Below are 25,177 nucleotides of genomic sequence, written 5' to 3'. Positions count from 1 at the left end.
ACCTTATTCCTACAATCTTCAAAGTCAAACCTGAACACTTAGGCACACGAAAGCGGAGGATCCTCCCAAAGATCCCCATCATGCGTTCACAGGTTGAAGCCAGAGGGAAAGTCAGGCCTTCAGGCGCTGACTGATGACCTTCGACACACCGTCGCCCTGCATGGAGACCCCGTACAGCGCGTCGGCGACCTCCATGGTCCGCTTCTGGTGGGTGATGACGATCAGCTGCGAGCTCTCCTGCAGTTCCCGCATGATGCGGATCAGCCGCTGCAGGTTGGTGTCGTCCAGGGCGGCCTCGACCTCGTCCATCACGTAGAACGGGCTGGGCCGGGCCTTGAAGATCGACACCAGCAGCGCCACGGCGGTCAGCGAGCGCTCGCCGCCCGACAGCAGCGACAGCCGCTTGACCTTCTTGCCCGGCGGGCGGGCCTCCACCTCCACGCCCGTGGTGAGCATGTTCTCGGGGTCGGTGAGGATCAGCCGGCCCTCGCCGCCCGGGAAGAGCCGGGAGAAGACGCCCTCGAACTCGCGCGCCGTGTCGTGGTACGCGGAGGTGAAGACCTGCTCGACCCGTTCGTCGACCTCCTTCACCACCTGGAGCAGGTCGGCCCGGGTCTTCCTCAGGTCCTCCAGCTGCTCCGACAGGAACTTGTGCCGCTCCTCGAGCGCCGCGAACTCCTCCAGCGCCAGCGGGTTGACCTTGCCCAGCTGCTGGTACGCCTTCTCGGCCGCCTTCAGCCGCTTCTCCTGCTCACCGCGGTGGTAGGGGCGCGGCTTGTTGCGCGGATGCTCCGGGTCCTCCGGCAGCTCCTCGCCCTCGGCGGGCGGGGACGGCGGCACGAGCTGGTCCGGCCCGTACTCCGCGACCAGACCCTCGGGCTCGACGCCGTACTCCTCCAGCGCCTTGGCCTCCAGCTGCTCGATCCGCAGCCGCTTCTCGGCGCCCAGCACCGCTCCCTTGTGGACGGAGTCGGTCAGCCGGTCCAGTTCGGACTTCAGCTCCCGGCCGTGTCGGCGCGCGGTGTCCAGCTCCGCCTCGCGCTCCGCCTTGGCGCGTTCGGCCGCCGTCCGCTCCTCGTCGGCGCGTCCCAGGGAGACCTGGACGTACGCCAGCAGCCCCTGGGCGCCCTTCAGCACGGCCGAGGCGACCTGCGCCTCGTACTCCAGGCGTGCCTTGCGGCGGGCGGCCCGTGCCCTGGCCTCGCGCTCGGCGCGGGCGGCGCGGTCCAGGCCGTCGGCGCGGCCGGCCAGGCCCTTCACCCGCTCCTCGTGGGTACGGACCTGGAGCCGCGCCTCCATCTCGGTCTGGCGCGCGTTGGCGCCGTCGGCGGCCAGCCGGTCCCGCACGGAGGTGTCCGGTTCCTCCTCGGCCGGGGCGGCCTCCGCCTCGCTCAGGCGGAAGGACAGCTCCTCGAACTCCTCTATGGCGGCCGCCAGCGCCTCCTCGGCCCGGCCCACGGCGGCGGCAGAACGTTCCGCCTCCCCGGCCGCGGCCCGCGCCTGGCCGCCGAGCCTGCCCAGTTGCTGGGCCACGGCCGACTTCTCCTTCTCCGCGGCCCGTCGACGCTGCGTCAGTTCGTCCACCACTCGGGCGGCGGCGGCCCTGCGCTCCTTGGCGGCGGCCTGCTCCCCGGCGAGCGCCTCGCAGCGCTCGGCCAGTGCCTCCAGCTCCGCGGCGGCCTCGTCCACGGCGGCCTGCACCTCCAGCAGGCTGGGCACGCCGGCCGAGCCGCCGTGGGCGAAGTGCGCGCCCAGGACGTCGCCTTCGGCGGTGACCGCGGTCAGCCGCGGGTGGGCGGCGACCAGCGTCTCGGCTTCGGCGAGGGTCTCCACGACGACGTAGTCCCGGAGCAGGCGGCGTACGGCGGGGAGCAGTTCGTCGGGACCGGCGACGAGCGCGGCGGCCGAACGCGTCCCCGGGGGCGGCGGGGCGGCCTCCTGCGGGGCGGTGCCGCCGGCGACGAGCAGCGCGGCGCGGCCGGCGTCGTCCTTGCGGAGCAGCCGCAGGGCCTCGGCGGCCGCGGACGGGCCGGCGACGGCGACCGCGTCGGCGGCGGCGCCGAGAGCGGCGGCGACCGGGACCTCGTGCCCCGGGGCGACGGTGAGGAGTTCGGCGGCGGGGCCGAGCAGCCCGGCGAGGCGGTCGCCCGCGGCGAGCAGGGCGCCGGTGCCGTCCTTGCGGCGCAGGCCGAGGGCGAGCGCGTCGTGGCGGGCGGCGAGAGCGGCGCGGCTGCGCTCGGCTGCGGTGGCGGCCTCGCGGGCGGCGGAGTGGGCCTCGTCGGCCCCCGTCTGCTCCGCCTTTGCCTCCTCCAGGCGTTCGTCGAGCTCGGTGTCGTCGGCGTCCAGGTCCTCGACCCGGGCGCGGAGTTCCTCGTACTCCTCCTGGGCGGACTCGGCACGCTCGCGCGCCTCGTCGCGGGCGGCGGTCAGCCGGCCGATCTCGGCCTCCGCGGATCCGGCCTTGGAGCGGGCGGCGTTGACCTGTCCCTGGAGCCGGGCCAGGCCCTCGCGGCGGTCGGCGATGGCGCGGGCGGCGGCCTTGAGGGCCTTGTCCTCCTCCGCGAGGCGGCGTTCCAGCTCGGCCCGGTGGTCGATGGTGTCGTCCAGGGCGCGCTGGGCGGCCTCCAGGGCGTCGGTGAGCTCCGCCTCCTGCTCGCGGATGCGGGCGGCCTCGCGCTCCATGTCCTCCGGGTCGCGGCCGCGCCGCTCCTCCGCGGGCTGCGCGGTGGCGTGCCGCACCCGCTGCTCGGCGAGACCGATGGTGCCGCGTACCCGCTCGGCGAGCTGCGACAGCCCGTACCAGGTGGCCTGGGCGTCCGCGAGCCGGGGCGCGAGGGCTCTGACCTGCTCCTCCAGACGCGCCTCGCGTTGTATCGCGGCCGCCAGATTCGTCTCGACGGCGTCGCGGCGCTCCTTGAGCGCGGCCTCGTCGGCGACCTCGGCGCGCAGCGCCTCCCGCAGGGTGACCAGGTCGTCGGCGAGCAGCCGCAGCCGCGCGTCGCGCAGGTCGGCCTGGATGACCACCGCCCGGCGGGCGACCTGGGCCTGCCGTCCCAGCGGCTTGAGCTGGCGGCGCAGTTCACCGGTCAGGTCCTGGACACGGGCGAGATTGGCCTGCATCGCGTCGAGCTTCCGCAGCGCCTTTTCCTTGCGCTTGCGGTGCTTGAGAACTCCGGCCGCCTCCTCGATGAAGGCGCGGCGGCCCATCGGATCGGCATGGAGCACCGAATCCAGCTGTCCCTGACCGACGATGACGTGCATTTCGCGGCCGATACCGGAGTCGGAGAGCAGTTCCTGGATGTCGAGCAGCCGGCAGGTGTCGCCGTTGATCTGGTATTCGCTGCCGCCGTTGCGGAACATGATCCGCGTGATGGTGACCTCGGCGTAGTCGATCGGGAGAGCACCGTCGCTGTTGTCGATCGTGAGCGACACCTCGGCGCGGCCGAGCGGCGGCCGCCCCGTCGTGCCGGCGAAGATGACGTCCTCCATCTTGCCGCCGCGCAGCGACTTGGCGCCCTGTTCGCCCATGACCCAGGACAACGCGTCCACGACATTGGACTTGCCGGAGCCGTTCGGTCCGACGACACAGGTGATTCCGGGTTCGAATCGCAGCGTCGTCGCCGAGGCGAATGACTTGAACCCGCGCAGGGTCAGGCTCTTGAGGTGCACGCCGTGGGACTCTACCTCCCGCTCCCGGTTTCACCGAGGAATGCGGGGGGCACATGCAACGTAAGGGCGGAGATCATGGGAGGGGCGAACGGGGCGGTAAACGACGAAGGGACGCCGGGGCGTCCCTTGCACATTCCCAAACGGAGTCGTTTCCACTGATCGGCCGAAAGGCCGGATCAAGCGAGAACCGGCTCCGCGTGAGGTACGTCGACGAGCTCGTGCGAGGCAGCCGCCAGCGCATCGTTCTCGGCCTGGATCCGTACAAGCTCGGTTTCCAGGTCCTGGACACGCTGCTGCAGCCTTCGCATCTCGGCGAGGAGTCGAGGGTCGGGGCCGCCGACGTAACCGAGAAGCGCCTTTGCCATGATGGATGGTCCTCCACGCTGAGTGACCGACCGGGGAGCGGTGTGGGTCGTGAGTGAGGGGTTAGAGGCACCCGCGCCGTGTGCGCCGAAGCTGCCCTTTGCCATGCATACAGCTACGGTGCGCGGGGCTTCCAGCGTCTCACCAAATAGATAGGCGGTCAACACGATCACAGCCCGTGCGTCGGGCGCGCCTAAGAAAACACGGCGCGAGAGGGCGCCGCGGGCGTCCCGCGTGGCGTGAGGACGGGGCCGTCACACCGCTCCCCGAAGATCGCCGCGTCCTCGATGTCGGCAGCCTTGCACGCGGTGCACGAAATGGCAACCTCCTTGTCGCCCTTGCCAGGTGAGATTGCCGGTGATCTGGCATCCAGCCCCTCACCTGCGCGGACGGGGGCGGTGTGCCGAGGGGGTCTCAGCGGATCACGAAGCCGTCGTAGCCGCCGCGCGGCTCGCCCCAGATTTCGGTGACGCCGTCGACGCGTCCGGGCGTGTCGCCGGCCCGCAGCCAGTCGAGCAGACGGTCGCAGCGCAGCCGGTCGCCTTCGGCCACGACGTGCACACGGCCGTCCGAGAGATTGCTCACATAGCCGTCGAGCCCGCCGATCTCCAGTGCGTTCACCCGCGTCCACCAGCGGAAACCCACTTGGTGGACTCGGCCTCGCACCCAGGCGGTGAGTCGGACAGCGTCGTTCATGGAAGCACGCTAACCCGCCAGTTGCACAGGGTTCACACCGGCCCCGCCTGTCTTTCGGTACAGTCGCGCCGCAACAGGACTCACCCGTTCGGGTGAACACCGTCGACATAAAGGACTGCACCGGATGGGCCGCCACAGCCGTAAAGCCTTTGAGCCGGCGCCGTTCGCGGAAGCGCCGCGCCACCGCGGGCAGACCAGCAGGGCCCGGCGGCGGAAGCAGAACCCGGTGCGCACCGGGCTGCTGGCCTCGTCCGCGGCGCTGGCCGTAGGTGCCATCGGCGTCTCCAGCGGACTGCTGCCCTCGCCGGACGGTTCCGGCGGACTCTCTTACCACGACAACGCTCCCGGCCAGGTCCAGGCCGCCGGCCAGCCGAACACCGCGAGCCCCCAGGACGTGGGCACCATTCCCGCCGACCGCAACACCTCGGCCCCCGCGAGCCGCGGCGACGCCCGTACGACCGCGCCCTCCGCGGCCCCGTCGGCACCCGTGACCGCCGCGACGCCCGCCCCTTCCGCCTCCGCCGCGGAGCAGAGCCCCACCACCACCGCGCCGGAGCCCTCACAGACCTCCGCGCCGGCCGCCCCGTCCGCGTCCGCGGCCACCACCGCGCCGGCCGAAGGCGAGGACGACGGCGACCAGAGCGTCGCCGAGATCTCGGTCCTCGCCCTGGTGAACACGGTCCGGGCCACCGCCGGCTGCCAGCCGCTCCACTACGACAAGAAGCTCTCCGAGCTCGCCTCGGACTTCAGCTCCGACATGGCCGCCCGCGGCTTCTTCGACCACACCGACCCCGACGGCGACGACCCCTGGGACCGCGCCGCCCAGGCCGGCGTCAAGAACCTCGGCGGCGAGAACATCGCCCGCGGCCAGGCCACGGCCCAGGAGGTCATGGACGCCTGGATGAACAGCGACGGCCACCGCGCGAACATCCTCAACTGCGATTTCAAGAAGATCGGCGTCGGCGCGGTCTTCGGCGAGGGCGGTCCCTGGTGGACGCAGGACTTCGGCTACTGAGAAAGTCGCAGGTCAGATAGCTGTCAGACGGCTGGGCCGTCTCCGGGCCGTCGTCGCTCGCAGGCTTGTGGCCGAATACGCGATATCGACGGCGGCCCTCGTGCACGTGTCGCTCGCGGGCATCAGGTGCGTGTACGTCCGGAGCGTGAAGCCGGGGTCGTGATGCCCGAGGTACTCGCTCAGAGCCTCGAAGGCTGACAACCGCGCTTCCGGTTGTCAGGGAACCGCTGTCCGTCCCTGCCGCTGGCATCGCGGCAATCTCTGGGGAGGAAGCATGGGTTACTCTGGCGATTTTGTTCTGGCGCGCAGCGATTTTTCGTTGCAGGACCTGCCTGTGTTCGACGACCCGGAGTGGTGCATCGAGGAGCGCGCTGACTACTTCCACGAGTGCTGGCCGCGACCCGGAGGCTGGCAGACGCTGCAAGTGAATGACCATCTTCCGGAGAACGACGGCGACCGATGGCTGCAACGGCTGGTCACAGCAACCGGCTCGCCGGTCATGATCGCAAGCATCATGGACAGCGATGTCTGCTACGTCCGCGGTCTCACTCCGTCCGGGGTGACCTGGTCGACCTTCCTTGATCCAGTGATGGCCGCCGACTACGACGTGTCGGTGTCGCCGCCTTTGGAGGATGACGCGCCACCGGGAGAAACCGACAGGGACAGAAGCATCCGATGGTTGCTCGCAGACGTGCCCGAGAATACGGAGCGGATCGCAGACTGGGCCGACGAGGCAGGGTTCACTGCCGACCGTGACGCACTGCGCATGGTCCTGGCCAAGAGAGCGGACCCGTTTGTGGAAGACCTCTTCTTCGAACTGATCGATGCCTGCGGACTGCCGGCGCGCGAGCCCGTCCGAGAAAAACCCGCAGACCCGGACGCCCTGGTGCACCCTGACCACCGCCCCGAGGAGAACTGCCCACACGGCGCCGGACTTGAAGCAGCGGTGCTGAACCTTCCCCGTGACGGGCACCTCGTGCTGCAGTGCGCCGCAGAGGCGGACTGCTACGCCCAGGTCTGGCTCCGGCCTGACGGCACCTACCAGCTCGAATACCGTGATCGCAGTCCCGCCGAGCACCATCAGACACGGACAGTCTCAGCGGACAAGGTCATCGCAGCCCTGGCGGGCTGGGCGGCGGGTGAGGTCGCCTGGCGGGATGCCTTCCAATGGAACTCGATCGGCTCCTGGTTCACCGATTCCCAGTCGAGCGCGCGAACAGGCCGGAATGAGTACGGAGCTTGGGACCGTCCCCCGGCCGTCCGGGCGAACCAGCGCTGACAGGCAACAACAACTGATCACGCCTTTTGCCCGGGTCAGCGCGCGTGTACGACTTGATGCCACCACTTACGGGCGTTCTGTCGTCGCGTGGACACCTGCCTGGCGTAGCCGGTCGGCGAGGAACGCCATTTCGGTCAGCGTCCCGGTTTGGGTTCCCGTGCGTACTCGCTGCGCCATGGCCTTCGCTCGGATCAAGTCAAGCCCCAGTTCGGCACGTATCACCCTCATGATTACGACGGCACTGGACGATGGGTCGCAGAGCTGCAGTCGCGCCGGACCATGCTCGGACAGCAGCTGTTCCCGCAGATCTCCTGGCACATCCGATCGACCACAGGCGATCACGTACATGCCGCAGGCGGCACAGTTCCGCGCAATGTCCCAGCGCACCTCGCCGTCGACCAGGCCTTCACCGCCGTCACACTCCGCCACGGCGCCGCAGTCCTCACATTCGGACGGATACCTGGCCGACTCACCGACTGCCATCGCCCCACCCCCGAATCGCTTGCCGGTACGGCGGTCTCGACCAGAGGCTAAACGACACAGGACCTCGTGCCACAGCCGTGCCACACACGAGGGCGCCGAGCGGGGAACCACAGGAATCACGGGCAGAAACCGGCGTTCCACGCTCGCCGGCTCCCTCGCGCCGCATGCGGGCCCAGCCGCCGCCGCGCTCCTCGGCGATCTGCTTCATGGAGGACCAGGCGCGGCGGGCGCGCAGCACGGCCACCTCCAGGAGGCGGCCACGGCCGGTGTCCGACATGCCGTAGGCGTCGGCGAGGATCCGGCAGCGGCGGGGCACGTCGACCTCGCGCAGGAGCGGGCCGGCGTCGGCGGGGTCGCCGAGGGGGCCCAGTCGCGCGGGCGGTCTCCGCGCGCGACCGCGGCCCGGCGTCGGGCCGCTCAGGCGGCGACGGCCTCGCGGCCGGTGGTGTAGATGCGGGCCTGCTCGGCGATGCGGCGGCCGAGGTGCTCCGCGGTGGCGATGTCGGCCTTGTGGACGCCCTCGGGGCCGTGGTCGGTGTGGGTCTGCGCACCGGCACCGAGGAAGATGCCGAGGCGGTTGAGGTCGTGCTCGGAAGCGGTGGAGGAGTTCCAGCCCGGGTGGAGGCCGAGGTTGATCCAGCTCATGCCGTGCTGGGCGGCGAGGACGCTGAAGAACTGCAGGGTGTGGAGCTTGTCGCCGCTCTTGGAACCGGAGTTGGTGAAGCCGGCCGCGAGCTTGTCCTTCCACGCCTGGGAGAACCAGCGCTTGGAGGAGTCCTCGGCGAACTGGTGGAAGGCACCGGAGGCGGTGCCCATGTACGTCGGCGAACCGAAGACGATCGCGTCGGAGGCGTCGAGCAGCGCCCACTGCTCGTCGGTGATCCCGTCCACCGTGATCAGGTGGACGACGGCGCCCGCGTCGGCGGCGCCCGCGCGCACGGCCTCTGCGAGGACGGAGGTGTGGCCGTAACCGGAGTGGTAGGCGATCGAGACGACGGGTGTGGTCATGACTGCGTGCTCCTCGGCTGGGGCTGCGAACGGGGTTTCCGGCGCGATGGGCCGGCTGAACCAGGGAAGCACTAACTTTTAGAAAGCGCAATCCTACAGTTAGCGCTGTAAGCGAGTACGCTGGCGTCATGGAGACTTCCGTGCGCGCGTGCGACGCCACCGCCGGCAGCGATGCCGAGGTGGCGGCCCCGGAGTTCGATGTGTTCGCCCGTTCCTGCCCGTCGCGCCCCACGTTGGAGCATGTGACGGGCCGATGGGGCGCGCTGGCACTGGGCGCGCTGGTCGGGGGACCGCTGCGGTTCAACGAGCTGCGCCGCCGGGTCGACGGCGTGAGCGAGAAGATGCTCTCCCAGACGCTGCAGGCGCTGGAACGGGACGGGCTGGTGCACCGCGAGGCGCAGCCCACCAACCCGCCGCGGGTGGACTACAGCCTGACGGCGCTGGGCCGGGACACGGCCGACCGGCTGCTCGCGCTGATCGACCTCGTGGAGTCGCGGATGCCGGATGTGCTGGCGGCGCAGCGGCGCTACGACGAGCGGGCTACGGAGGAGGCCGTGCCGGCCGGACCGCGCGGCGGTCGCTGACAGCGCGGGCAGAAGTAGCTCGACCGGTTCATCCAGGGCCGGCGGCGGATCGGCGTGCCGCAGCGGCGGCAGGGCTCGTCCTCGCGGCCGTACGCGTCCAGCGAGCGGTCGAAGTAACCGGATTCGCCGTTGACGTTGACGTACAGGCTGTCGAAGCTCGTGCCGCCGGCGGCGAGGGCGTCGGACATGACCTCGCGGATGCGGGTGAGCAGTTCGGTCGTGACCGGGCGGGTGAGGGTCGCGGTGGGGCGCTCGTAGTGCAGCTTCGTGCGCCACAGGGCCTCGTCGGCGTAGATGTTGCCGACCCCGCTGATCAGCGACTGGTCGAGCAGCGCCCGCTTGACGGTGGTGCGGCGCCGTCGCAGGGCGGCGTGGAAGGCCGCGTCGTCGAAGCGCGGGTCGAGCGGGTCGCGGGCGATGTGCGACAGGGGGACCGGCAGCTGCTCGGGATCGCCGGGCACGCAGTCGTGCAGGGACAGGCCGCCGAAGGTGCGCTGGTCGACGAAGCGCAGCTCCGTGCCGAGGTCGTCGGCGAAGCGGATCCGGATGCGCAGATGCGTCTCGGCGGGGGCGTCCTCGGGCCGGACGAGCAACTGGCCGCTCATGCCCAGGTGGCCGAGGAGTGCGAGCGGCGAGTCCTGCAGCGGGAGCCACAGGTACTTGCCGCGGCGCAGCGCGGGGCCGAGGGTCTGCTCCTCCAGCCGGGCCGTGAAGTCCTCGGCGCCGGCGAGGTGACGGCGCACGGAGCGCGGGTGCATGACCTCGGCCGCGGCGACGGTGCGACCGCTCACCCAGCGGTCCAGGCCACGCCGTACCACTTCGACCTCGGGCAGCTCCGGCACGGGGTGCGCTCCTCTCGGAAGGCGGTTCCCGGTCCGGGGAACCGCAAGGCCCGCCCGGACGGCCGCGGGGGCCGGCCGGACGGGCCTGACGGGTTCAGCTCGCGGCAGCGCCGTTCGCGTCGCGCTTGGCACGGATCTCGCGCCAGGCGGCCTCCGCGGCCTGCTGCTCGGCTTCCTTCTTGCTGCGGCCGGTGCCGGTGCCGTACTCGACACCACCGACGCGGGCGGCAGCCGTGAAGGTCTTCTCGTGGTCGGGTCCGGTCTCGGAGACCACGTACTCCGGAACGCCGAGGCCCTCGCCCGCGGTGAGTTCCTGGAGGCTGGTCTTCCAGTCCAGTCCCGCCCCGAGGTTGGAGGACTTCTCGATCAGCGGATCGAAGAGCCGGTGCACCAGCTCCGAAGCGGCGTCCAGACCCTGGTCCAGGTAGACCGCCCCGATCACCGCCTCGAGGGTGTCCGCGAGGATCGACGCCTTGTCCCGGCCGCCGGTTCCCTCCTCGCCCCGTCCGAGGCGGATGAAGCTGCCCAGGTCGAGGCCGCGGCCGACATCGGCCAGCGCGCGCGAGTTGACCACCGCGGCCCGCAGCTTGGCGAGCGTGCCCTCCGGGAGGTCCGGGTGGGTGCGGTAGAGGGTGTCGGTCACCACCAGACCGAGCACGGAGTCACCGAGGAACTCCAAGCGCTCGTTGGTGGGCAGACCGCCGTTCTCGTACGCGTACGAGCGATGGGTCAGCGCACGCACCAGAAGGGCGGGTTCGAGTGTGTACCCGAGCCGCCCTTCCAGAACCGCGGGGGACGAGGCTGCCTTACCGGCGTCCGTCGACGTTGCGCCGTCTGACGACATGGAGCCCCTCACCCGCCGATCAGACCTCGAGGACCTGACGACGGTTGTAGGTGCCGCAGCTCGGGCACGCGATGTGCTGCTGCTTCGGCTCGTGGCAGCGCTCGCACGCCACCAGGCTCACGGGCGCAGCCTTCCACTGCGAACGGCGGTGGCGCGTGTTGCTGCGCGACATCTTCCGCTTGGGAACAGCCACGGCTACTTCTCCTGGTTCTCGTCGGCGCCCTCGTCGGCACCGCTCAGCTGAATGTTCTGCAGGGCCGCCCAACGGATGTCGGTGACCTCATGGTGGTGGTCCGGGTCGTCCGTCAGCCGCGCCCCGCACTCGGAGCACAGACCGGCACAGTCGTCCTGGCACACCGGCTGCAGCGGCAGTTCGAGAACCACCGCGTCCCGCAGCACGGACTCGAGGTCGAGCAGGTCGCCCTCGAGGAAGAGATTGTCCTCCTCCTCGGCGTCGTCACCGGCGTCGGCGGCACCGTGGTGCCCTCCGGTCCGGGTGTCGGCGTCGGGGTAGGAGTACAACTCCTGGAAGTCCGTCTCGAGCTCGCGCCCGATCGGCTCCAGACACCTTACGCACTCCCCCGAGAGCGGCGCGCGGGCGGTGCCCGTGACGAGCACTCCCTCCATCACCGACTCAAGGCGGAGGTCGATCGTGATCTCCGCGCCCTCGCGGACGCCGATGACCTCGATGCCGAGGTCCTTGGGAGCCGGCACCGTACGGGAGACCTTCTTCATCGCACCAGGACGACGGCCCAGCTCGTGCGTGTCGAACACGAGCGGGTTGCGGTGGTCGAGGCGGGTGTTCAGGGCTCCTGCTTTCATCGGTTCGGTGCCTGCCCGCCGGTTCGACGGCGGGCACGCCAAAACGCCGGGGATCACACGGCTGAGGGATCAGGATACCGGTCCCCCGGGCTCAGCCCAAACCGCGCTCCTGCTCCAGCTCACGCAGCCGGTTCAGGTCGATCATGCTGGTGTCGAAGAAGCTCGTCTCGTCCAGCGCCGCGCCCTGCCCCGGCTGGTGCTGCTGCGGGATGTACTGCTGCTGCTCGTAGCCGGTCTGCTGCGGCTGCTGCCAGCCGTAGTTCGGGTCGTAGTACGCCTGCTGCTGGTGGGGCTGCGCGGCGTACGGATCGGCGTACTGGCCCTGCTGCTGGTAGGGATCCTGCTGCCCGTGCTGCTGGTACGGATCCGCCTGCCCGCCCTGCTGGTACGGGTCCGGCTGCTGGTAGCCGTAGTCGGGCTGCTGCGGGGCGCTCGGGTCGTACCGGTAGTCGCCCGGGGCCGCAGGCGCGGCCAGGCCCGCGAGGTACTCCGCGTCGGACTGCCCGGGCACACGGCCTTCGCTGTCGTCGGCGTCGTGGGCCGCCATGTGGGCACCCAGCTCGTCGATCGGGCGGTGGCCGGTCAGCTTCAGGCGGCCGCGGCCGACGGCCTCCAGGGTCTTGCTGAGCACCGCCTCGAAGGCGCCCAGCTTGGCGTCCACGTACTCGTCCGCGCGGCGGCGCAGCGTCTCCGGGTCGGCGCTGCGCTCCGGCGCGTCGTCCTCGTCGTCGTACGGGTAGCCGTTCTCGTCGAAGACCGGGCCGTGGCCGAGCAGCTTCTCGCGGCCGCGGTCCACCGAGCCGATGGTCTTGGTGAGCACGACCTCGAAATTGGCGAGCTTGCTGTCGACGTAGTCGTCGGCCTCGGCCCGGATCTCGGCGGCCTCGCGCTGCGCCTCGGTGACGATGCGCTCGGCCTCCTGCTGGGAGCGGCGGGCGATCTCGGTGTCGGAGATCAGCGAGCCGCGTTCGGCGTGTGCGGCCTCGATGATCCGGCCGGCCTCGACGCGGGCCTCCTCGACCATCTGCTCCCGGCCGCCCAGCAGCTGCTGGGCCTGGGAGAGCGAGTCGGGCAGCGCCGACCGTACGTCTTCGAGCATGGCGAGCAGCTCGGCACGGTTGACCACGCAGGAGGCCGACATCGGCATGGACCGGGCGGCCTCCACGGCGGCCACGATCTCGTCGAGCTTCTTCTGGACGTCCACGTCGCAGACTCTACTGCTGCGCGAGCTTCTTCTTGAGGGCCTCCAGCACGACGGGGGGCAGCAAGTGCGCGACGTCGCCGCCCCATTGCGCCACCTCCTTGACGAGGCTGGAGGAGAGGAAGCTGTAGGTGGGGTTGGTGGGGACGAAGAGGGTCTCCACACCGGTCAGCCCGTTGTTCATCTGGGCCATCTGCAGCTCGTAGTCGAAGTCGCTGACCGCGCGCAGGCCCTTCACGATCGCCGGGATGTCGCGCTGCTTGCAGAAGTCGACCAGCAGGCCGTGGAAGGCCTCCACGCGCACGTTGCCGTACTCGGCGGTGACCTCCTCGATGAGGGCGATGCGCTCCTCGATCGAGAACAGCCCCTTCTTGGACTTGTTGATCATCACGGCCACGTAGACCTCGTCGTACAGACGCGAGGCTCGGGCGATGATGTCGAGGTGCCCATTGGTGACGGGGTCGAAGGACCCGGGACAGACTGCGCGGCGCAACGGTGACTCCTCGCTCTGAGGGTTCTGCGGGTGGTTCATGACGCGTCAGTAACGTCGGCGGCGCGACCGTACCAAAGCGTCCCTTCGCCGTAGCGGCGGGCCCTCAGCCCTTCGTACCCCTCGGGCCAGCGGAATTCCCCGCCTCGGGTGCTTCTCTCCACGGTGGCGAGCGCGTCCGCGTCGAGCCAGCCCTCGGTGCGGAGTGTGAGCAGAATCTCGCGCAGGTCGTCGTCCGTGACGGCGTACGGGGGATCCAGGAACACCAGGTCGTACGGGGTCTGCGGGGGTGGTCCGGCGATCACCTTCTCGGCCTTGCCGGCCCGCACCTCGGCCCCGGGCAGCCCGAGGACGCGCACGTTCTCCCGGATGACCCGGGCGGCGCGGGGATCGGCTTCGACGAGCAGCACGTGCTCGGCGCCGCGCGACAGCGCCTCCAGACCGACGGCCCCCGAGCCCCCGTACAGGTCGATGACCCGCGCCCCGTGCAGATTGCCGCGCAGCGACTCCCAGGTGGAGAACAGCCCCTCCTTGGCCCGGTCCGAGGTGGGTCGGGTGCCGTTGCCCGGCGGCACGGCCAGGCGGCGGCCACCGGCGGCTCCGGCGATCACGCGGGTCATCTGCGGCTCATTCGTCTCGTGGGCGGGCGGAGCGGCGCCTGCGCGGCGCCGCTCCCCCACGATACGTAGGTCAGTCCCGGCCCTGCTCTTCCACGGCCCCGACGAGCGCGGGCGAGGCGTAGCGCGACCAGGACAGGCAGCCGTCGGGCGGGCAGTACTCGGGGCGCCGAGGGTCGTGACCGAGCTCACGCAGCTTCGTCCGTACCGAGTCGGGCGTACGGCCGAAGCGGGCGGCTATGCGGGCGATGGACTCGCCGTCGTGGAACCGGCGGACCAGCTCCTCCTCGTGCTGCGGCACCCAGGGCGCGCCGTGCCCCGGGAACAGCTCGCGCAGCACGTCGCGGTCGGGGATGGGCTCGGCCACGTCGGCCACGAGCGCGAGGGCGCGCAGGGCGCGGTTGAGGGCGATGCGCAGGGACGGGACGTCGGTCAGCGGCAGCGCGAGCGTGCCGGAGGCGAGGAGGGTGTCGGGGTCGTCCTCGGACCAGCCGGCCAGGGACAGGGTGACGGTGGTGTCGTCGTCGCTGGAGAGCTCGATCCGGAAGACCTTCTCACCGAGCGGCAGTTCGTTGAGATGACGGAACGACATGAAATCAGCCCCCAAGGGTCCAACTACGCCGATTCCCGAGCGGATCGGCGCGGACTGTGTCCATTCTCCCAGGAGGCACCGACAATGACGGTCCGTCAGCCCTTGTCGAGGTACTGCTCGCGGTCCGCGTCGACCAGGCTCTCCAGCGCGCTGCGCAGGTCCGGCTGACCGGCCAGTTCGGGGTCGGCGGCGACCAGCGCCGTGGCCTCCTCGCGGGCCGCCGCGATCACGTCCTCGTCGTCGATCACCGTCAGCATGCGCAGCGACGAACGCGTACCGGACTGGGCCTGCCCCAGTACGTCCCCCTCACGGCGCTGTTCCAGGTCGATCCGGGACAACTCGAAGCCGTCCAGCGTCCCGGCGACTGCGTCCAGCCGGGCACGGGCCGAGGTCGCCTCCGGCATCTCGGACACCAGCAGGCACAGACCCGCCGCCGAACCCCGCCCGACCCGGCCGCGCAACTGGTGCAGCTGCGACACGCCGAAGCGGTCCGCGTCCATGATCACCATGGCGGTCGCGTTCGGCACGTTGACGCCGACCTCGATCACCGTGGTCGCCACCAGCACGTCGACCTCCCCGGCGGCGAAGCGGCGCATCACGTCGTCCTTCGCCTCCGGCTGCATCCGCCCGTGGAGCACCTCCACGCGCAGCCCCGCCAGCGGCCCCTTGGCCAACTGCTCCGCGATCTCCAGCACGGCCAGCGGCGGCCGCCGCTCCGCCTCGTCCTCCGCGGACTTCTTCTTCGGATCCGGCTCCTCGTCACCGATCCGCGGGCACACCACGTACCCCTGGTGGCCGCCCTCGACCTCCTCGCGCACCCGCTCCCAGGCGCGCGACAGGAAGTGCGGCTTGTCCTTCGCCGGTACGACGTGCGTGGCGATCGGCGAGCGACCGGCCGGCAACTGGTCCAGCACCGAGGTCTCCAGATCGCCGAAGACCGTCATCGCCACGGTGCGCGGGATCGGCGTCGCCGTCATCACCAGCAGATGCGGCGGCTGCTTGGCCTTGCCCCGCAGTGCGTCGCGCTGCTCCACGCCGAAGCGGTGCTGCTCGTCGACCACGACCAGGCCCAGGTCGTGGAACTGCACCTTGTCCTCGATCAGCGCGTGCGTGCCCACGACGATCCCGGCCTCGCCGGTCACCAGGTCCAGCAGCGCCTGGCGGCGGGCGGCGGCCCCCATCGAGCCGGTCAGCAGCACGACCTTCGTGCCCAGGTCCGAGCCGCCGAGCATGCCGCCCTCGGCGAGATCGCCCATCATCTCGGTGATCGACCGGTGGTGCTGCTGCGCGAGCACCTCCGTCGGCGCCAGCATCGCGGCCTGGCCGCCCGTGTCGACGACGCCGAGCATGGCGCGCAGCGCCACCATCGTCTTCCCGGAGCCGACTTCGCCCTGGAGCAGCCGGTGCATCGGGTGGTCCGTCGCCAGGTCCGCGAAGATCTCGGCCGACACCTGCTGCTGGCCCTCGGTCAGCGTGAACGGCAGCCGCGCGTCGAACGCCTTCAGCAGCCCTTCCTCCGCCGGCACGCGCGGCACCGCCGGCAGCGCGTTGTCCGCGGCGCGGCGCCGTGCGAGGGCCACCTGCAGCACGAACGCCTCGTCCCACTTCAGCCGGTCCCGCGCGACGGCGATGTCCGCCTTCGTCCGGGGGCGGTGGATCTTCTCCAGCGCCTCCGGCAGCGCCACGAGCCCCCGCGATTCCCGCAGCACGGTGGGCAGCGGCTCCCCCGTGCCCGACCACTGCGTGGCGCCGAGGGAGGTCAGCACCGTGTCCACGGTCTTCGCGATCGTCCACGAATTGACCTGCTTGCACGCCGGGTAGATCGGGATCAGCCGGCTCGCGAAGGCGTCCACGGCCTCCTTGCCGTCCTCCGCGTCCAGCAACTGGTACTCCGGGTGCGCCAACTGCAGGGCGCGGTTGAAGACGGAGACCTTGCCAGCGAACATCCCGCGGCGGCCCGGAAGGAGATCGTGCTCCGGCTTGAACACCCCCCGCCCGAAGAAGACCAGGGTCAGCGAGCCGCTGCCGTCGGTGACGACCACCTCCAGGCGCGCCTTGCCGGGCCCGTAGGTCTTCCTGGTCGCCTTCGCGACGCGCGCGACGACGGTGACGTGCTCGTCCAGGGGGAGGTCGGACAGGCGGGTCAGCTCACCGCGCTCGGCGTAGCGGCGGGGGTAGTGGTGCAGCAGGTCACCGACCGTGCGCAGGTCGAGGTGGTCGGCGAACACCTTCGCGGTGCGGCCGCCGACGGATTTCGCGAGCGGTTCGTCAAGGGCAGCAGACATCGCGTCCATCTTTGCGCACGCCCCCGACAATGTGGGCGCCCGGTTGTCGTCGTGTGCGGGTCGTCTGTTGTTGCGGTCGCGGTTTCTCCCCCGCCCGCCCGGACGCTGCGGCATATGTGTCTGCGGCATCCGGGGCGGGAAAGCAGGTGCCCGCCATGCACGTGAACATGCCAGTCCAGGACGTGCAGCCCCGGGGCCCCGACCCCGGCCCACCACGAACAGCGCGCAAGACGGCAACTGACCGCGCCAGACAACCCCAACCCCCACCGCGAACAACCCGCACACGAACGACAACGGGGGGCGGAACGGCTACTCGACCCCGATGAGCAGGGGGCACGTCTCCTGGCCGCCCGCGTAGACGACCGTGTCCACGGCCAGGTGGCTGTCCCGCACATGCGCCTCGAGCCGGTCCGCCAGATCCGCGGGCGCGTCGGCCCCGATGACGAGCGTGACCATCTCCCCGCCCGCCGCGAGCATGCGGTCCAGGACGATGATCCCGGTCTCGACGAGGTTGCCGCCGATCACCGCGACGTCCCCGTCGATGAGGCCGAGGACGTCCCCGGCCTGGCAGACGCCGGCCATGGTCCAGGACTGGGCCTCCGCGACGGCGAGCTCGGCGTAGCGCGTGGCGCCGGCCGCCGAGGTCATGGCGACGACGTCCTCGTCGAAACGCCGGGTCGGCTCGTGGACGGCGAGGGCGGCGATGCCCTGCACCGCGGACCGCGTGGGGATGAGGGCCACGCGGACGCCCTCCGCGCGGGCCTGCTCCGCCGCGGCGCCGACCGCGTGCCGCAGTTCGACGTCGTTGGGCAGGAGGACGACCTCGCGGGCGTAAGCGCGGCGGATGGCCTCCGCGATGTCGCCGCTCGCGGGCGGCTCCCCGGGCCGTACGGCGACCACCATGGCACCGGCCTCGGCGCACAGCGCGGCGAGCCCGTCGCCGCGGACGACGGCGACGACCGCGCGCAGAGCCCGTTCGCCGCGTTCGCCGGGGGCCCCGCGGCGGCCCTGTTCGAGCGCGCGGGCCTGGTCGCCGAAGTGCGTGACCTTGATGCGGTACGGCCGCCCGGCCTCGATCCCGGCCTCGATGGCGGCGCCCACGTCGTCCACGTGGACGTGGACGTTCCACAGCCCGTCCCCGCCCACGACGACGAGGGAGTCGCCGAGCCCGTCCAGCCGGGCGCGCAGCGCGGCGACCGCGGGGTCGGGCGCCTCCAGGAGGTAGATGACCTCGAAGCCGGGGCCGCCGGGCACGACGTGCGGGTCCGCGCCGTCGCCGCCGGGGGCGCAGCCGTACGGCACCACCGGGGTCGCGCTCCTGGGCGGCGGCAGGCGCACGGCCTCGTCGAGCGGGCCCATCGGGGCCTGGCCGGAGACCGCGTCCGCCAGGGCGCCCAGGACGGCCACGAGGCCGCGGCCGCCCGCGTCGACGACACCGGCGTCGCCGAGGACGGCGAGCTGCCGCGGAGTGGCCGCAAGAGCGGTGCGCGCGGCCTCGTACGCGGCCCGGGAGACCTCGTGGACGTCACCGGTGGCAGCGGAGGCCGCGTCGGCGGCCGCCGTGGCGACCGTGAGCATCGTGCCCTCGACCGGGTGGGCGACGGCCTGGTAGGCGGACTCCGCGGCCCGGCGCAGGGCCGGCCGCAGGTCGCCGGAGTCCGCGGCGAGGACCTCGGTCATGCCGCGCAGCAGTTGCGCGAGGATGGTCCCGGAGTTGCCGCGCGCCCCGATGAGGGCGCCGTGCGCCATGGAGCGCAGGCACGAGGTGAGGTCCGGGGTGCTGCCGGAGGCGGCGTGGCCCTCGAAGACGGCGTCCACGGACTGGGCGGCGGACTCCACGGTCAGGAAGAGGTTGGTGCCGGTGTCCCCGTCGGCGACGGGGTAGACGTTGATCGCGTCGATCTCCTCGCGTGCCCGACCGAGGGCCTGGAGGGCCAGCCGGCACCATGCGCGCACCGCGGGAGGGTCGAGCGTCGGCGGCACGTGTTCCTCCTGCGGGGCGGCCGGGGACCTGGGGTGGGGAGGTGTCCGCACGCAGCGTACTGATGGCCGGGGCCCACCGGGCGACCGCCCCGTCCCGCTGACCATGGTAGTTTCGAGGGACAGGAGCGGACGTAGTATGCTGCTCCGGTTGCCCGGGGCTGTCCCGGGCCATCCCTCGGCATCACCGGTCTTCCTCCGATCATTCGGACGGACGTCGGACGCCGCCGGGATTTATCCGTTAGTGCATCTGAAGTCTTTGGAGTGACCCGTGGCTGCCAACTGCGACGTCTGCGGCAAGGGGCCGGGCTTCGGCAACAACATCTCGCACTCGCACCGCCGTACTCGCCGTCGTTGGAACCCCAACATCCAGACGGTGCGTGCTGTGGTCGGTCGGACGCCGAAGCGCCTCAATGTCTGCACCTCGTGCATCAAGGCCGGCAAGGTCGCGCGCTGACGCATAGGACGTCGTAGCGCAGCCTTTGCGGCTACCGGAGCCGGTCCACCCTGGTGGTGGACCGGCTTTCTGCTGTGTCCTCACTCACGCTGCCGCCAGGCGTGGTCCACGGGGCCGATGCCGCCGCCCAGGGGGAAGCCCGCCGCGACGGCGCCGGTGACGTACTCCTTGGCCGCGTGGACGGCGTCGGGAACGTCCATTCCCCGCGCGAGACACGAGGCGATGGCGGACGCCAGTGTGCAGCCGGTGCCGTGGGTGTGCCGGTTGTCGTGTCGGACGGCGCGAAGCCAGTGCTCGCTGCTGCCGTCGGTGAGGAGGTCGACGGCGTCGCCGCTGAGATGGCCTCCCTTGATCAGCGCCCAGCGGGGGCCGCACTTCAGTACGGCCGCCGCGGCCTCGCGCATGGCGGGCTCGCCGTCCACGACGACTCCGGTGAGCTGGCGCACCTCGTCCAGGTTGGGGGTGGCGACGGTGGCCAGCGGCAGCAGCCGCGTCCGTACGACCTCGACGGCGTCCGCGGCGAGCAGCGGGTCGCCGTGCTTGGAGACGCCGACGGGGTCGACGACCACGGGTACGTCGAGCGGGGCGAGCAGTTCGGCGACGGCGGAGACGAGCGCGGTCGAGGAGAGCATCCCGGTCTTGACCGCCTGGACGCCGATGTCGTCGACGACGCTGCGGAACTGGGCGCGTACGGCCTCCACCGGGAGTTCCCAGGCGCCCTGGACACCCAGCGAGTTCTGGGCCGTGACGGCCGTGACCACGCTCATGCCGTGGACGCCGAGGGCGAGCATGGTCTTCAGGTCGGCCTGGATGCCCGCGCCGCCGCCGGAGTCGGAGCCGGCGACGGTGAGCACGCGCGGTGGGATCGTCATACGGCGAATCTAGTCGCTGCCGTCACTCCTCCCCGAAGTGGTCCCAGCCTCCCGCCTTGTCCCAGGGCGCGCCGTCCACGGTGACCTGGGGTGTCGTGGCGGCCTTCACCACCCGGCCGATGACCCGCCAGCGCGCGGGCAGCTTCGTGTCCGGGGGGAAGGCGGCGACTATGGCGTGGTCCTCTCCCCCGGTCAGCACCCAGTGCAGCGGGTCGACGCCGACGGCCTGCCCGATGTCGGCCATCTGCGCCGGGATGTCGATGTCGGCGGAGCGCAGGTCGATCGCGACGCCACTGGCGGCGGCGATGTGCCCGAGGTCGGCGACGAGGCCGTCGCTGACGTCGGTCATGGCGGTCGCGCCGAGTTCGGCGGCGGCGGGACCGGCGTGGTACGGCGGTTCGGGCCGGCGGTGCGCCTCGACGAACGCGCGCGGGGAACGGAAGCCCCGGGAGAGCACCGCGAGTCCCGCCGCGGACCAGCCGAGCCACCCGGTGACGGCGACGATGTCGCCGGGGCGGGCACCGGATCGGGTGATGGGTTCACGGTCGCGCAGGTCGCCCAGTGCGGTGATGGAGACCATGATCGTCTCGCCGCGGACGACGTCCCCGCCGACCACGGCCGCCCCGGCCACCTGGCACTCGTCCCTGATGCCGTCCATGAGCTCGACCGGCCAGGTCACGGGCAGGTCCGCCGGGACGACCAGGGCGAGCAGCACCGCGGTCGGCACCGCGCCCATCGCGGCGATGTCGGCGAGGTTCTGCGCGGCGGCCTTGCGGCCCACGTCGTAGGCGGTGGACCAGTCGCGGCGGAAGTGGCGCCCCTCCACGAGCGCGTCGGTGGTGGCCACCACCCGCCGGTCCGGCGCGGCGACCACGGCCGCGTCGTCACCCGGTCCGAGCCGTACGGCCGGGCTGGAGGTGAGCCGGGAGGTCAACTCCCTGATGAGCCCGAACTCCCCCAGCTCACCCACGGTGCCCTTCATGTGACTGTCCCCTTCACCTGGCCGGTCCCCTTCTGCGTGCACTTCCGTGACGGCTTTCGCGCGGCCGGTACCGCGCGGGTCTCCCCGTGGCATGCGGCGACGCGGTACCGTGACGTTCCCTCCCACATGATCCTCGTAGCCGCCCTGGAGGTTCCGTGGTACAGGCGTACATTCTGATCCAAACCGAGGTTGGGAAGGCCTCGGCAGTAGCGGAGGTGATCTCCAAGATTTCCGGGGTCATCCAGGCCGAGGACGTCACCGGCCCGTACGACGTGATCGTGCGTGCCCAGGCAGACACGGTCGACGATTTGGGTCGCCTTGTGGTGGCGAAAGTGCAGCAGGTGGAGGGGATCACCCGCACGCTGACCTGTCCGGTCGTCCATCTCTAGGCCCCCTGTAAGCTCGGCGGGTGATGTACCGCCGGGTCGCGCTAGTGTCCGTGTCCGCCGTCGCGTGCCTGTCCGCGGCGGCGGTCTGGATTTCCGCCTCCGGCGGTGACGCGAACGGGGTCGCCGTCCCGGCGCCCTCCGCCCAGGCCGCCCGGATGTGCGGCGCCCTGCACGACGCGCTGCCGGACAAGGTCGACGGGCTGCCCGAACGGTCGCTGCGGCCCGTCTCCGACCTCACCGCCGGTTGGGGGGATCCTACGGTGGTGCTGCGCTGCGGCGTGCCGCGACCCGAGATGCTGACCCCTGGCAGCGCGACGTACAACCCCACCGCCGACGCGGTGGAGGTCAACGGGGTGAGCTGGCTCATCGAGAAGACCGACGACGGCTACCGCTTCACGACGACCGGCCGCAGGACCTTCGTCGAGGTGACGGTACCGGCCAAGTACGCGCCCGAGGTCGATCCGCTGACCGACCTCGGACGCGCCGTCGAGCGGACGATCCCCACCGAACTCTGACGGGCCCGGCGGACCGCTCCCGGCGGACGGGGCTCAGCGCAGGCCGGTGGAGCGCCGCAGCGCGGCCTGGATCAGCCGGTCCACCAGTTCCGCGTAGCCGACGCCGCTCTCCTGCCACATGCGCGGGTACATCGAGATCGGCGTGAAGCCGGGCATGGTGTTGATCTCGTTGATCACGAACTCGCCGTTGTCCTGCAGGAAGAAGTCCGCGCGGACCAGGCCCTCGCAGGAGGCGGCGTCGAAGGCCGCGACGGCGAGCCGTTGCACCTCGGCGGTCTGCTCCGGGGTCAGCGGCGCGGGCACGACGCCCTCGGCGGAGTCGATGTACTTCGCCTCGAAGTCGTAGAACTCGTGCGCCGTGACCGGCGGGATCTCCGCAGGGACGGAGGCGCGCGGGCCGTCCTCGAACTCCAGGACGCCGCATTCGATCTCGCGGCCGCTCAGCAGCGACTCCACCAGCACCTTGGGGTCGTGCCTGCGGGCCTCCTCGATCGCCTCGTCCAGGCCGGCGAGGTCGTTGACCTTGCTGATGCCCATGGAGGACCCGGCGCGGGCGGGCTTCACGAAGACCGGCCAGCCGTGGTCGGCGGCGAAGTCGACGACCTTCTTGCGGGCCGCGGCGGGGTCGTTCTCCCACTCACGGGGGCGGATCACGATGTACGGCCCGACCGGCAGGCCGAAGGAGATGAAGACCCGCTTCATGTACTCCTTGTCCATGCCGACGGCCGAGGCGAGCACGCCGGAGCCCACGTAGGGCACTCCGGAGAGCTCCAGCAGGCCCTGGAGGGTGCCGTCCTCGCCGTAGGGGCCGTGCAGCATGGGGAAGACGACGTCGACGTCGCCCAGCACCTTGGGCACCGAGCCGGGCTCGCTGTAGACGACCTCGCGGCTGGCCGGGTCCACCGGCAACAGCACCGAGCCGTCGGAGGACTCGGCGAGCTGCGCCACGCTCGGCAGCGCGCGGTCGGCGATCGCCATCCGGGACGGGTCGTCGGCGGTGAGCGCCCAACGGCCGTCGGTGGTGATGCCGATCGGCAGCACGTCGTACTTGTCGCGGTCGATCGCGCTCAGCACGGCGCCTGCGGTGACGACCGAGATGGCGTGTTCGGAGCTGCGTCCGCCGAAGACGACGGCGACGCGCGGCTTGCGGGAAGAAGGCTGATTGCTCATGTCGCGTTGACCTTACCGTTCCGGACGTCAGCGTTCCGACTTCGCGGAGCGCGACATCAGCTCCTTGACCGCGACGACCGGCTGCTTGCCGTTGTGAACGATGTCGACGACGGTCTCGGTGATGGGCATGTCGACGCCGTGCCGGCGTGCCAGGTCGAGCACCGACTCGCAGGACTTGACGCCCTCGGCGGTCTGCCGGGTGACCGCGATGGTCTCCTCCAGCGTCATGCCCTTGCCCAGGTTGAAGCCGAAGGTGTGGTTGCGCGACAGCGGCGAGGAGCAGGTCGCGACCAGGTCGCCCAGACCCGCGAGACCGGAGAAGGTCAGCGGGTCGGCGCCCAGCGCGATGCCGAGCCGGGTGGTCTCCGCCAGGCCGCGCGTGATCAGCGAGCCCTTGGTGTTGTCGCCCAGGCCCATGCCGTCGGCGATGCCGACGGCGAGGCCGATCACGTTCTTCACGGCGCCGCCGAGTTCGCAGCCGACCACGTCGGTGTTGGTGTACGGCCGGAAGTACGCGGTGTGGCTGGCGGCCTGCAGCCGTTTGGCGACGGCCTCGTCACGGCAGGCGACGACGGAGGCGGCGGGCTGCCGCGCGGCGATCTCCTTGGCCAGGTTGGGGCCGGACACCACGGCCACGCGCTCCGGGCCCGCCTTGGCGACCTCCTCGATGACCTCGCTCATCCGCTTGGCCGTGCCGAGTTCGACGCCCTTCATCAAACTGACCAGCACGGAGTCGCGGGGCAGCAGCGACTGCCACTCGGCCAGGTTGCCGCGCAGCGTCTGCGACGGTACGGACAGGATCACGAACTCCGCGTCCCGGGCGGCCTCCGCGGGGTCGGTTGTGGCCGTGATCGTCGCCGGCAGCTCCGTTCCCGGCAGGTAGTACGGGTTTGTGCGCGTGCTGTTGACGGCCTCGACCACCTCGGGGCGGCGGCCCCACATGGTCACCTGGGCACCGGCATCGGCGAGCACCATCGCGAAGGCGGTGCCCCACGAGCCCGCGCCGTAGACCGCGCAGCGCGTCGTCACTTGGTGATCCCCCTCTGCTTGCGCGGGTCGAAGCGCTCGGCGGGCGGGGTCTGACCGCGCAGTTCGCCCAGCAGCTCGCTGACCGCGGCCATGATGGTGTCGGTGGCGTCCTTCAGCACGTCGGCGCTCGGCTCCTGCCCGTAGAACGCCGACAGGTCCACCGGCGGCCCGGCGACGACCCGCAGGGTCTTGCGCGGGAAGAGCCGGACCTTGTTCTCCTTGGCGTACGGGGGCATCGCCTCGTTGGCGCCCCACTGGGCGACCGGGATCACGGGGGCCTTGGTCATCAGCGCGACCCGCGCGACGCCCGTCTTGCCCACCATCGGCCACATCTCCGGGTCCCTGGTCAGCGTGCCCTCGGGGTAGAAGGCGACGCACTCGCCGGAGTTGATGGCGTCCACGGCGGCCCGGAAGGCGTTGGCGGCGTCGGTGCTCTCCCGATAGACGGGGATCTGGCCGGTGCCGCGCAGGATCGCGCCGATGAAGGCGGGCTTGAACAGCGGCGCCTTCGCCAGGAAGCGCGGGACCCGTCCGGTGTTGTACTGGAAATGCGCGTACGACAGCGGGTCGAGGTACGAGTTGTGGTTGACCGCGGTGATGAATCCGCCCTCGGCCGGAATGTGCTCCATTCCGCGCCAGTCCCGCTTGAAGAGAACGACAAGCGGCGGTTTCGCGATGACGGCTGCGAGCCGGTACCAGAAGCCGATTCTGCGGCGGGACACCAGAACTCCTCCTCGTTCCGCCGCCGACCCGGGACACCGGATCGCGGCCTGCTGTGGTCGGCGGCACCGTGCGGCCGGTGCGGCCGCACAAGTGTCGCCGGTAGGGCCACCGTAACGCCAGGGCGAAAGCCCCAGAGCGTGCGCCCCCGGCGAAAGCGCCGAGGCCAGGAGGCCGTAGCGCGTGCCAGGGAGATCGTGCACCCGGAGGCGAGCCGCCGGGAAGGGGGTTGGGGGGCGCGGTGGTGGTGGGCCCGGGGGACCCGAGCACAAT

Annotated in this window: 26 protein-coding genes; 6 read left to right on the top strand and 20 right to left on the bottom strand. The window is 71.3% G+C overall.

The window, feature by feature from the left end; translation table 11 throughout:
• Window positions 1-111: 111 nt before the first annotated feature.
• The 3 genes from smc to ACWDAS_RS25845 form a co-directional block, all read right to left on the bottom strand.
• Window positions 112-3,669, bottom strand: a complete 3,558-nt coding sequence (gene smc / locus ACWDAS_RS25855) for a chromosome segregation protein SMC (protein WP_450395231.1) — start codon at window positions 3,667-3,669, stop codon at window positions 112-114.
• A 176-nt stretch (window positions 3,670-3,845) separates the two neighbouring features.
• Window positions 3,846-4,034, bottom strand: coding sequence for a hypothetical protein (locus ACWDAS_RS25850; protein WP_319131640.1), 189 nt, complete (start codon window positions 4,032-4,034; stop codon window positions 3,846-3,848).
• A 412-nt stretch (window positions 4,035-4,446) separates the two neighbouring features.
• Entirely contained in the window at window positions 4,447-4,728 is a 282-nt protein-coding gene (locus tag ACWDAS_RS25845) for an acylphosphatase (protein ID WP_450395229.1), read from the bottom strand.
• 124 nt (window positions 4,729-4,852) lie between these two features.
• Between ACWDAS_RS25845 and ACWDAS_RS25840 the strand changes: the two genes are divergently transcribed.
• Together ACWDAS_RS25840 and ACWDAS_RS25835 are read left to right on the top strand one after the other, a co-directional pair.
• On the top strand, window positions 4,853-5,743 hold the full coding sequence (locus ACWDAS_RS25840; protein ID WP_450395226.1) for a CAP domain-containing protein: 891 nt from the start codon (window positions 4,853-4,855) through the stop codon (window positions 5,741-5,743).
• A 274-nt stretch (window positions 5,744-6,017) separates the two neighbouring features.
• Entirely contained in the window at window positions 6,018-7,022 is a 1,005-nt protein-coding gene (locus ACWDAS_RS25835) for a hypothetical protein (protein ID WP_450395224.1), read from the top strand.
• Between the two features lie 66 nt (window positions 7,023-7,088).
• Here ACWDAS_RS25835 and ACWDAS_RS25830 read toward each other — a convergent pair whose 3' ends face one another.
• Window positions 7,089-7,505 carry a hypothetical protein gene (locus ACWDAS_RS25830; RefSeq protein WP_450395222.1) on the bottom strand — a complete coding sequence of 139 codons (417 nt, stop codon included), beginning with the start codon at window positions 7,503-7,505 and terminating at the stop codon, window positions 7,089-7,091.
• 417 nt (window positions 7,506-7,922) lie between these two features.
• Window positions 7,923-8,513 (bottom strand): flavodoxin family protein, encoded by a 591-nt coding sequence (locus ACWDAS_RS25825; protein WP_450395219.1) that lies wholly within the window; start codon window positions 8,511-8,513, stop codon window positions 7,923-7,925.
• Between the two features lie 128 nt (window positions 8,514-8,641).
• On the opposite strand from ACWDAS_RS25825, the gene ACWDAS_RS25820 reads away from it, so the two are divergent.
• Entirely contained in the window at window positions 8,642-9,097 is a 456-nt protein-coding gene (locus tag ACWDAS_RS25820; protein ID WP_450395216.1) for a winged helix-turn-helix transcriptional regulator, read from the top strand.
• On the opposite strand, the gene mutM is transcribed toward ACWDAS_RS25820, so the two are convergent.
• The 10 genes from mutM to ACWDAS_RS25770 all read right to left on the bottom strand — a co-directional run bounded on the left by mutM (window position 9,040) and on the right by ACWDAS_RS25770 (window position 18,773).
• Window positions 9,040-9,939, bottom strand: coding sequence for a bifunctional DNA-formamidopyrimidine glycosylase/DNA-(apurinic or apyrimidinic site) lyase (gene mutM, locus ACWDAS_RS25815; RefSeq protein WP_450395213.1), 900 nt, complete (start codon window positions 9,937-9,939; stop codon window positions 9,040-9,042). The genes ACWDAS_RS25820 and mutM overlap by 58 nt on opposite strands.
• A gap of 94 nt (window positions 9,940-10,033) precedes the next feature.
• Window positions 10,034-10,783, bottom strand: a complete 750-nt coding sequence (gene rnc / locus ACWDAS_RS25810) for a ribonuclease III (protein WP_450395211.1) — start codon at window positions 10,781-10,783, stop codon at window positions 10,034-10,036.
• Between the two features lie 19 nt (window positions 10,784-10,802).
• Entirely contained in the window at window positions 10,803-10,976 is a 174-nt protein-coding gene (rpmF, locus tag ACWDAS_RS25805) for a 50S ribosomal protein L32 (protein ID WP_026251550.1), read from the bottom strand.
• Window positions 10,977-10,978: 2 nt separating this feature from the next.
• A complete protein-coding gene (locus ACWDAS_RS25800) occupies window positions 10,979-11,605 on the bottom strand; it encodes a YceD family protein (protein ID WP_450395208.1) in 627 nt (208 codons plus the stop codon).
• 91 nt (window positions 11,606-11,696) lie between these two features.
• Window positions 11,697-12,809 (bottom strand): ATP synthase F0 subunit B, encoded by a 1,113-nt coding sequence (locus tag ACWDAS_RS25795; protein WP_450395205.1) that lies wholly within the window; start codon window positions 12,807-12,809, stop codon window positions 11,697-11,699.
• Between the two features lie 10 nt (window positions 12,810-12,819).
• On the bottom strand, window positions 12,820-13,299 hold the full coding sequence (gene coaD / locus ACWDAS_RS25790; RefSeq protein ID WP_450395202.1) for a pantetheine-phosphate adenylyltransferase: 480 nt from the start codon (window positions 13,297-13,299) through the stop codon (window positions 12,820-12,822).
• Between the two features lie 35 nt (window positions 13,300-13,334).
• The gene (gene rsmD / locus ACWDAS_RS25785) at window positions 13,335-13,916 is read right to left on the bottom strand and encodes a 16S rRNA (guanine(966)-N(2))-methyltransferase RsmD (protein ID WP_450395199.1); all 582 of its coding nucleotides are present in this window, start codon (window positions 13,914-13,916) and stop codon (window positions 13,335-13,337) included.
• A gap of 70 nt (window positions 13,917-13,986) precedes the next feature.
• A complete protein-coding gene (locus ACWDAS_RS25780; protein WP_450395196.1) occupies window positions 13,987-14,505 on the bottom strand; it encodes a helix-turn-helix domain-containing protein in 519 nt (172 codons plus the stop codon).
• Between the two features lie 95 nt (window positions 14,506-14,600).
• Entirely contained in the window at window positions 14,601-16,799 is a 2,199-nt protein-coding gene (recG, locus tag ACWDAS_RS25775) for an ATP-dependent DNA helicase RecG (protein WP_450395193.1), read from the bottom strand.
• 300 nt (window positions 16,800-17,099) lie between these two features.
• Window positions 17,100-18,773 (bottom strand): DAK2 domain-containing protein, encoded by a 1,674-nt coding sequence (locus tag ACWDAS_RS25770; RefSeq protein ID WP_450395190.1) that lies wholly within the window; start codon window positions 18,771-18,773, stop codon window positions 17,100-17,102.
• A 268-nt stretch (window positions 18,774-19,041) separates the two neighbouring features.
• Between ACWDAS_RS25770 and rpmB the strand changes: the two genes are divergently transcribed.
• Entirely contained in the window at window positions 19,042-19,227 is a 186-nt protein-coding gene (gene rpmB, locus ACWDAS_RS25765; RefSeq protein ID WP_014628431.1) for a 50S ribosomal protein L28, read from the top strand.
• An 80-nt stretch (window positions 19,228-19,307) separates the two neighbouring features.
• On the opposite strand, the gene thiD is transcribed toward rpmB, so the two are convergent.
• Together thiD and ACWDAS_RS25755 are read right to left on the bottom strand one after the other, a co-directional pair.
• Entirely contained in the window at window positions 19,308-20,099 is a 792-nt protein-coding gene (gene thiD, locus ACWDAS_RS25760; protein WP_450395187.1) for a bifunctional hydroxymethylpyrimidine kinase/phosphomethylpyrimidine kinase, read from the bottom strand.
• 22 nt (window positions 20,100-20,121) lie between these two features.
• On the bottom strand, window positions 20,122-21,081 hold the full coding sequence (locus tag ACWDAS_RS25755) for a thiamine-phosphate kinase (protein ID WP_450395185.1): 960 nt from the start codon (window positions 21,079-21,081) through the stop codon (window positions 20,122-20,124).
• 155 nt (window positions 21,082-21,236) lie between these two features.
• On the opposite strand from ACWDAS_RS25755, the gene ACWDAS_RS25750 reads away from it, so the two are divergent.
• Both ACWDAS_RS25750 and ACWDAS_RS25745 read left to right on the top strand, forming a co-directional pair.
• On the top strand, window positions 21,237-21,470 hold the full coding sequence (locus ACWDAS_RS25750) for an Lrp/AsnC family transcriptional regulator (RefSeq protein WP_018562083.1): 234 nt from the start codon (window positions 21,237-21,239) through the stop codon (window positions 21,468-21,470).
• 50 nt (window positions 21,471-21,520) lie between these two features.
• Window positions 21,521-21,985: a DUF3515 domain-containing protein gene (locus ACWDAS_RS25745; RefSeq protein WP_450395182.1), complete on the top strand. Its 465-nt coding sequence runs from the start codon at window positions 21,521-21,523 to the stop codon at window positions 21,983-21,985.
• A gap of 33 nt (window positions 21,986-22,018) precedes the next feature.
• Here ACWDAS_RS25745 and ACWDAS_RS25740 read toward each other — a convergent pair whose 3' ends face one another.
• The 3 genes from ACWDAS_RS25740 to ACWDAS_RS25730 are packed head-to-tail and all read right to left on the bottom strand — an operon-like array spanning window position 22,019 to window position 24,906.
• Window positions 22,019-23,155: a D-alanine--D-alanine ligase family protein gene (locus tag ACWDAS_RS25740; RefSeq protein ID WP_450395179.1), complete on the bottom strand. Its 1,137-nt coding sequence runs from the start codon at window positions 23,153-23,155 to the stop codon at window positions 22,019-22,021.
• A gap of 27 nt (window positions 23,156-23,182) precedes the next feature.
• Window positions 23,183-24,184: an NAD(P)H-dependent glycerol-3-phosphate dehydrogenase gene (locus ACWDAS_RS25735; RefSeq protein ID WP_450395176.1), complete on the bottom strand. Its 1,002-nt coding sequence runs from the start codon at window positions 24,182-24,184 to the stop codon at window positions 23,183-23,185.
• On the bottom strand, window positions 24,181-24,906 hold the full coding sequence (locus ACWDAS_RS25730; protein ID WP_450395173.1) for a lysophospholipid acyltransferase family protein: 726 nt from the start codon (window positions 24,904-24,906) through the stop codon (window positions 24,181-24,183). Before ACWDAS_RS25730 ends, ACWDAS_RS25735 begins: the two co-directional genes overlap by 4 nt.
• Window positions 24,907-25,177: the final 271 nt, after the last annotated feature.

This window comes from Streptomyces sp. NPDC001070 (assembly GCF_053598835.1).
This window is presented reverse-complemented; position numbering and strand designations above follow the sequence as displayed.

Coding starts and splice junctions, on each gene's coding strand:
- ACWDAS_RS25740 (WP_450395179.1), bottom strand. CDS start 23,155: ATGAGCAATCAGCCTTCTTCCCGCAAGCCGCGCGTCGCCGTCGTCTTC.
- ACWDAS_RS25755 (WP_450395185.1), bottom strand. CDS start 21,081: ATGAAGGGCACCGTGGGTGAGCTGGGGGAGTTCGGGCTCATCAGGGAG.
- ACWDAS_RS25780 (WP_450395196.1), bottom strand. CDS start 14,505: ATGTCGTTCCGTCATCTCAACGAACTGCCGCTCGGTGAGAAGGTCTTC.
- ACWDAS_RS25800 (WP_450395208.1), bottom strand. CDS start 11,605: ATGAAAGCAGGAGCCCTGAACACCCGCCTCGACCACCGCAACCCGCTC.
- ACWDAS_RS25825 (WP_450395219.1), bottom strand. CDS start 8,513: ATGACCACACCCGTCGTCTCGATCGCCTACCACTCCGGTTACGGCCAC.
- thiD (WP_450395187.1), bottom strand. CDS start 20,099: ATGACGATCCCACCGCGCGTGCTCACCGTCGCCGGCTCCGACTCCGGC.
- recG (WP_450395193.1), bottom strand. CDS start 16,799: ATGGACGCGATGTCTGCTGCCCTTGACGAACCGCTCGCGAAATCCGTC.
- ACWDAS_RS25830 (WP_450395222.1), bottom strand. CDS start 7,505: ATGGCAGTCGGTGAGTCGGCCAGGTATCCGTCCGAATGTGAGGACTGC.
- ACWDAS_RS25820 (WP_450395216.1), top strand. CDS start 8,642: ATGGAGACTTCCGTGCGCGCGTGCGACGCCACCGCCGGCAGCGATGCC.
- ACWDAS_RS25835 (WP_450395224.1), top strand. CDS start 6,018: ATGGGTTACTCTGGCGATTTTGTTCTGGCGCGCAGCGATTTTTCGTTG.
- rnc (WP_450395211.1), bottom strand. CDS start 10,783: ATGTCGTCAGACGGCGCAACGTCGACGGACGCCGGTAAGGCAGCCTCG.
- ACWDAS_RS25850 (WP_319131640.1), bottom strand. CDS start 4,034: ATGGCAAAGGCGCTTCTCGGTTACGTCGGCGGCCCCGACCCTCGACTC.
- ACWDAS_RS25845 (WP_450395229.1), bottom strand. CDS start 4,728: ATGAACGACGCTGTCCGACTCACCGCCTGGGTGCGAGGCCGAGTCCAC.
- rsmD (WP_450395199.1), bottom strand. CDS start 13,916: ATGACCCGCGTGATCGCCGGAGCCGCCGGTGGCCGCCGCCTGGCCGTG.
- ACWDAS_RS25840 (WP_450395226.1), top strand. CDS start 4,853: ATGGGCCGCCACAGCCGTAAAGCCTTTGAGCCGGCGCCGTTCGCGGAA.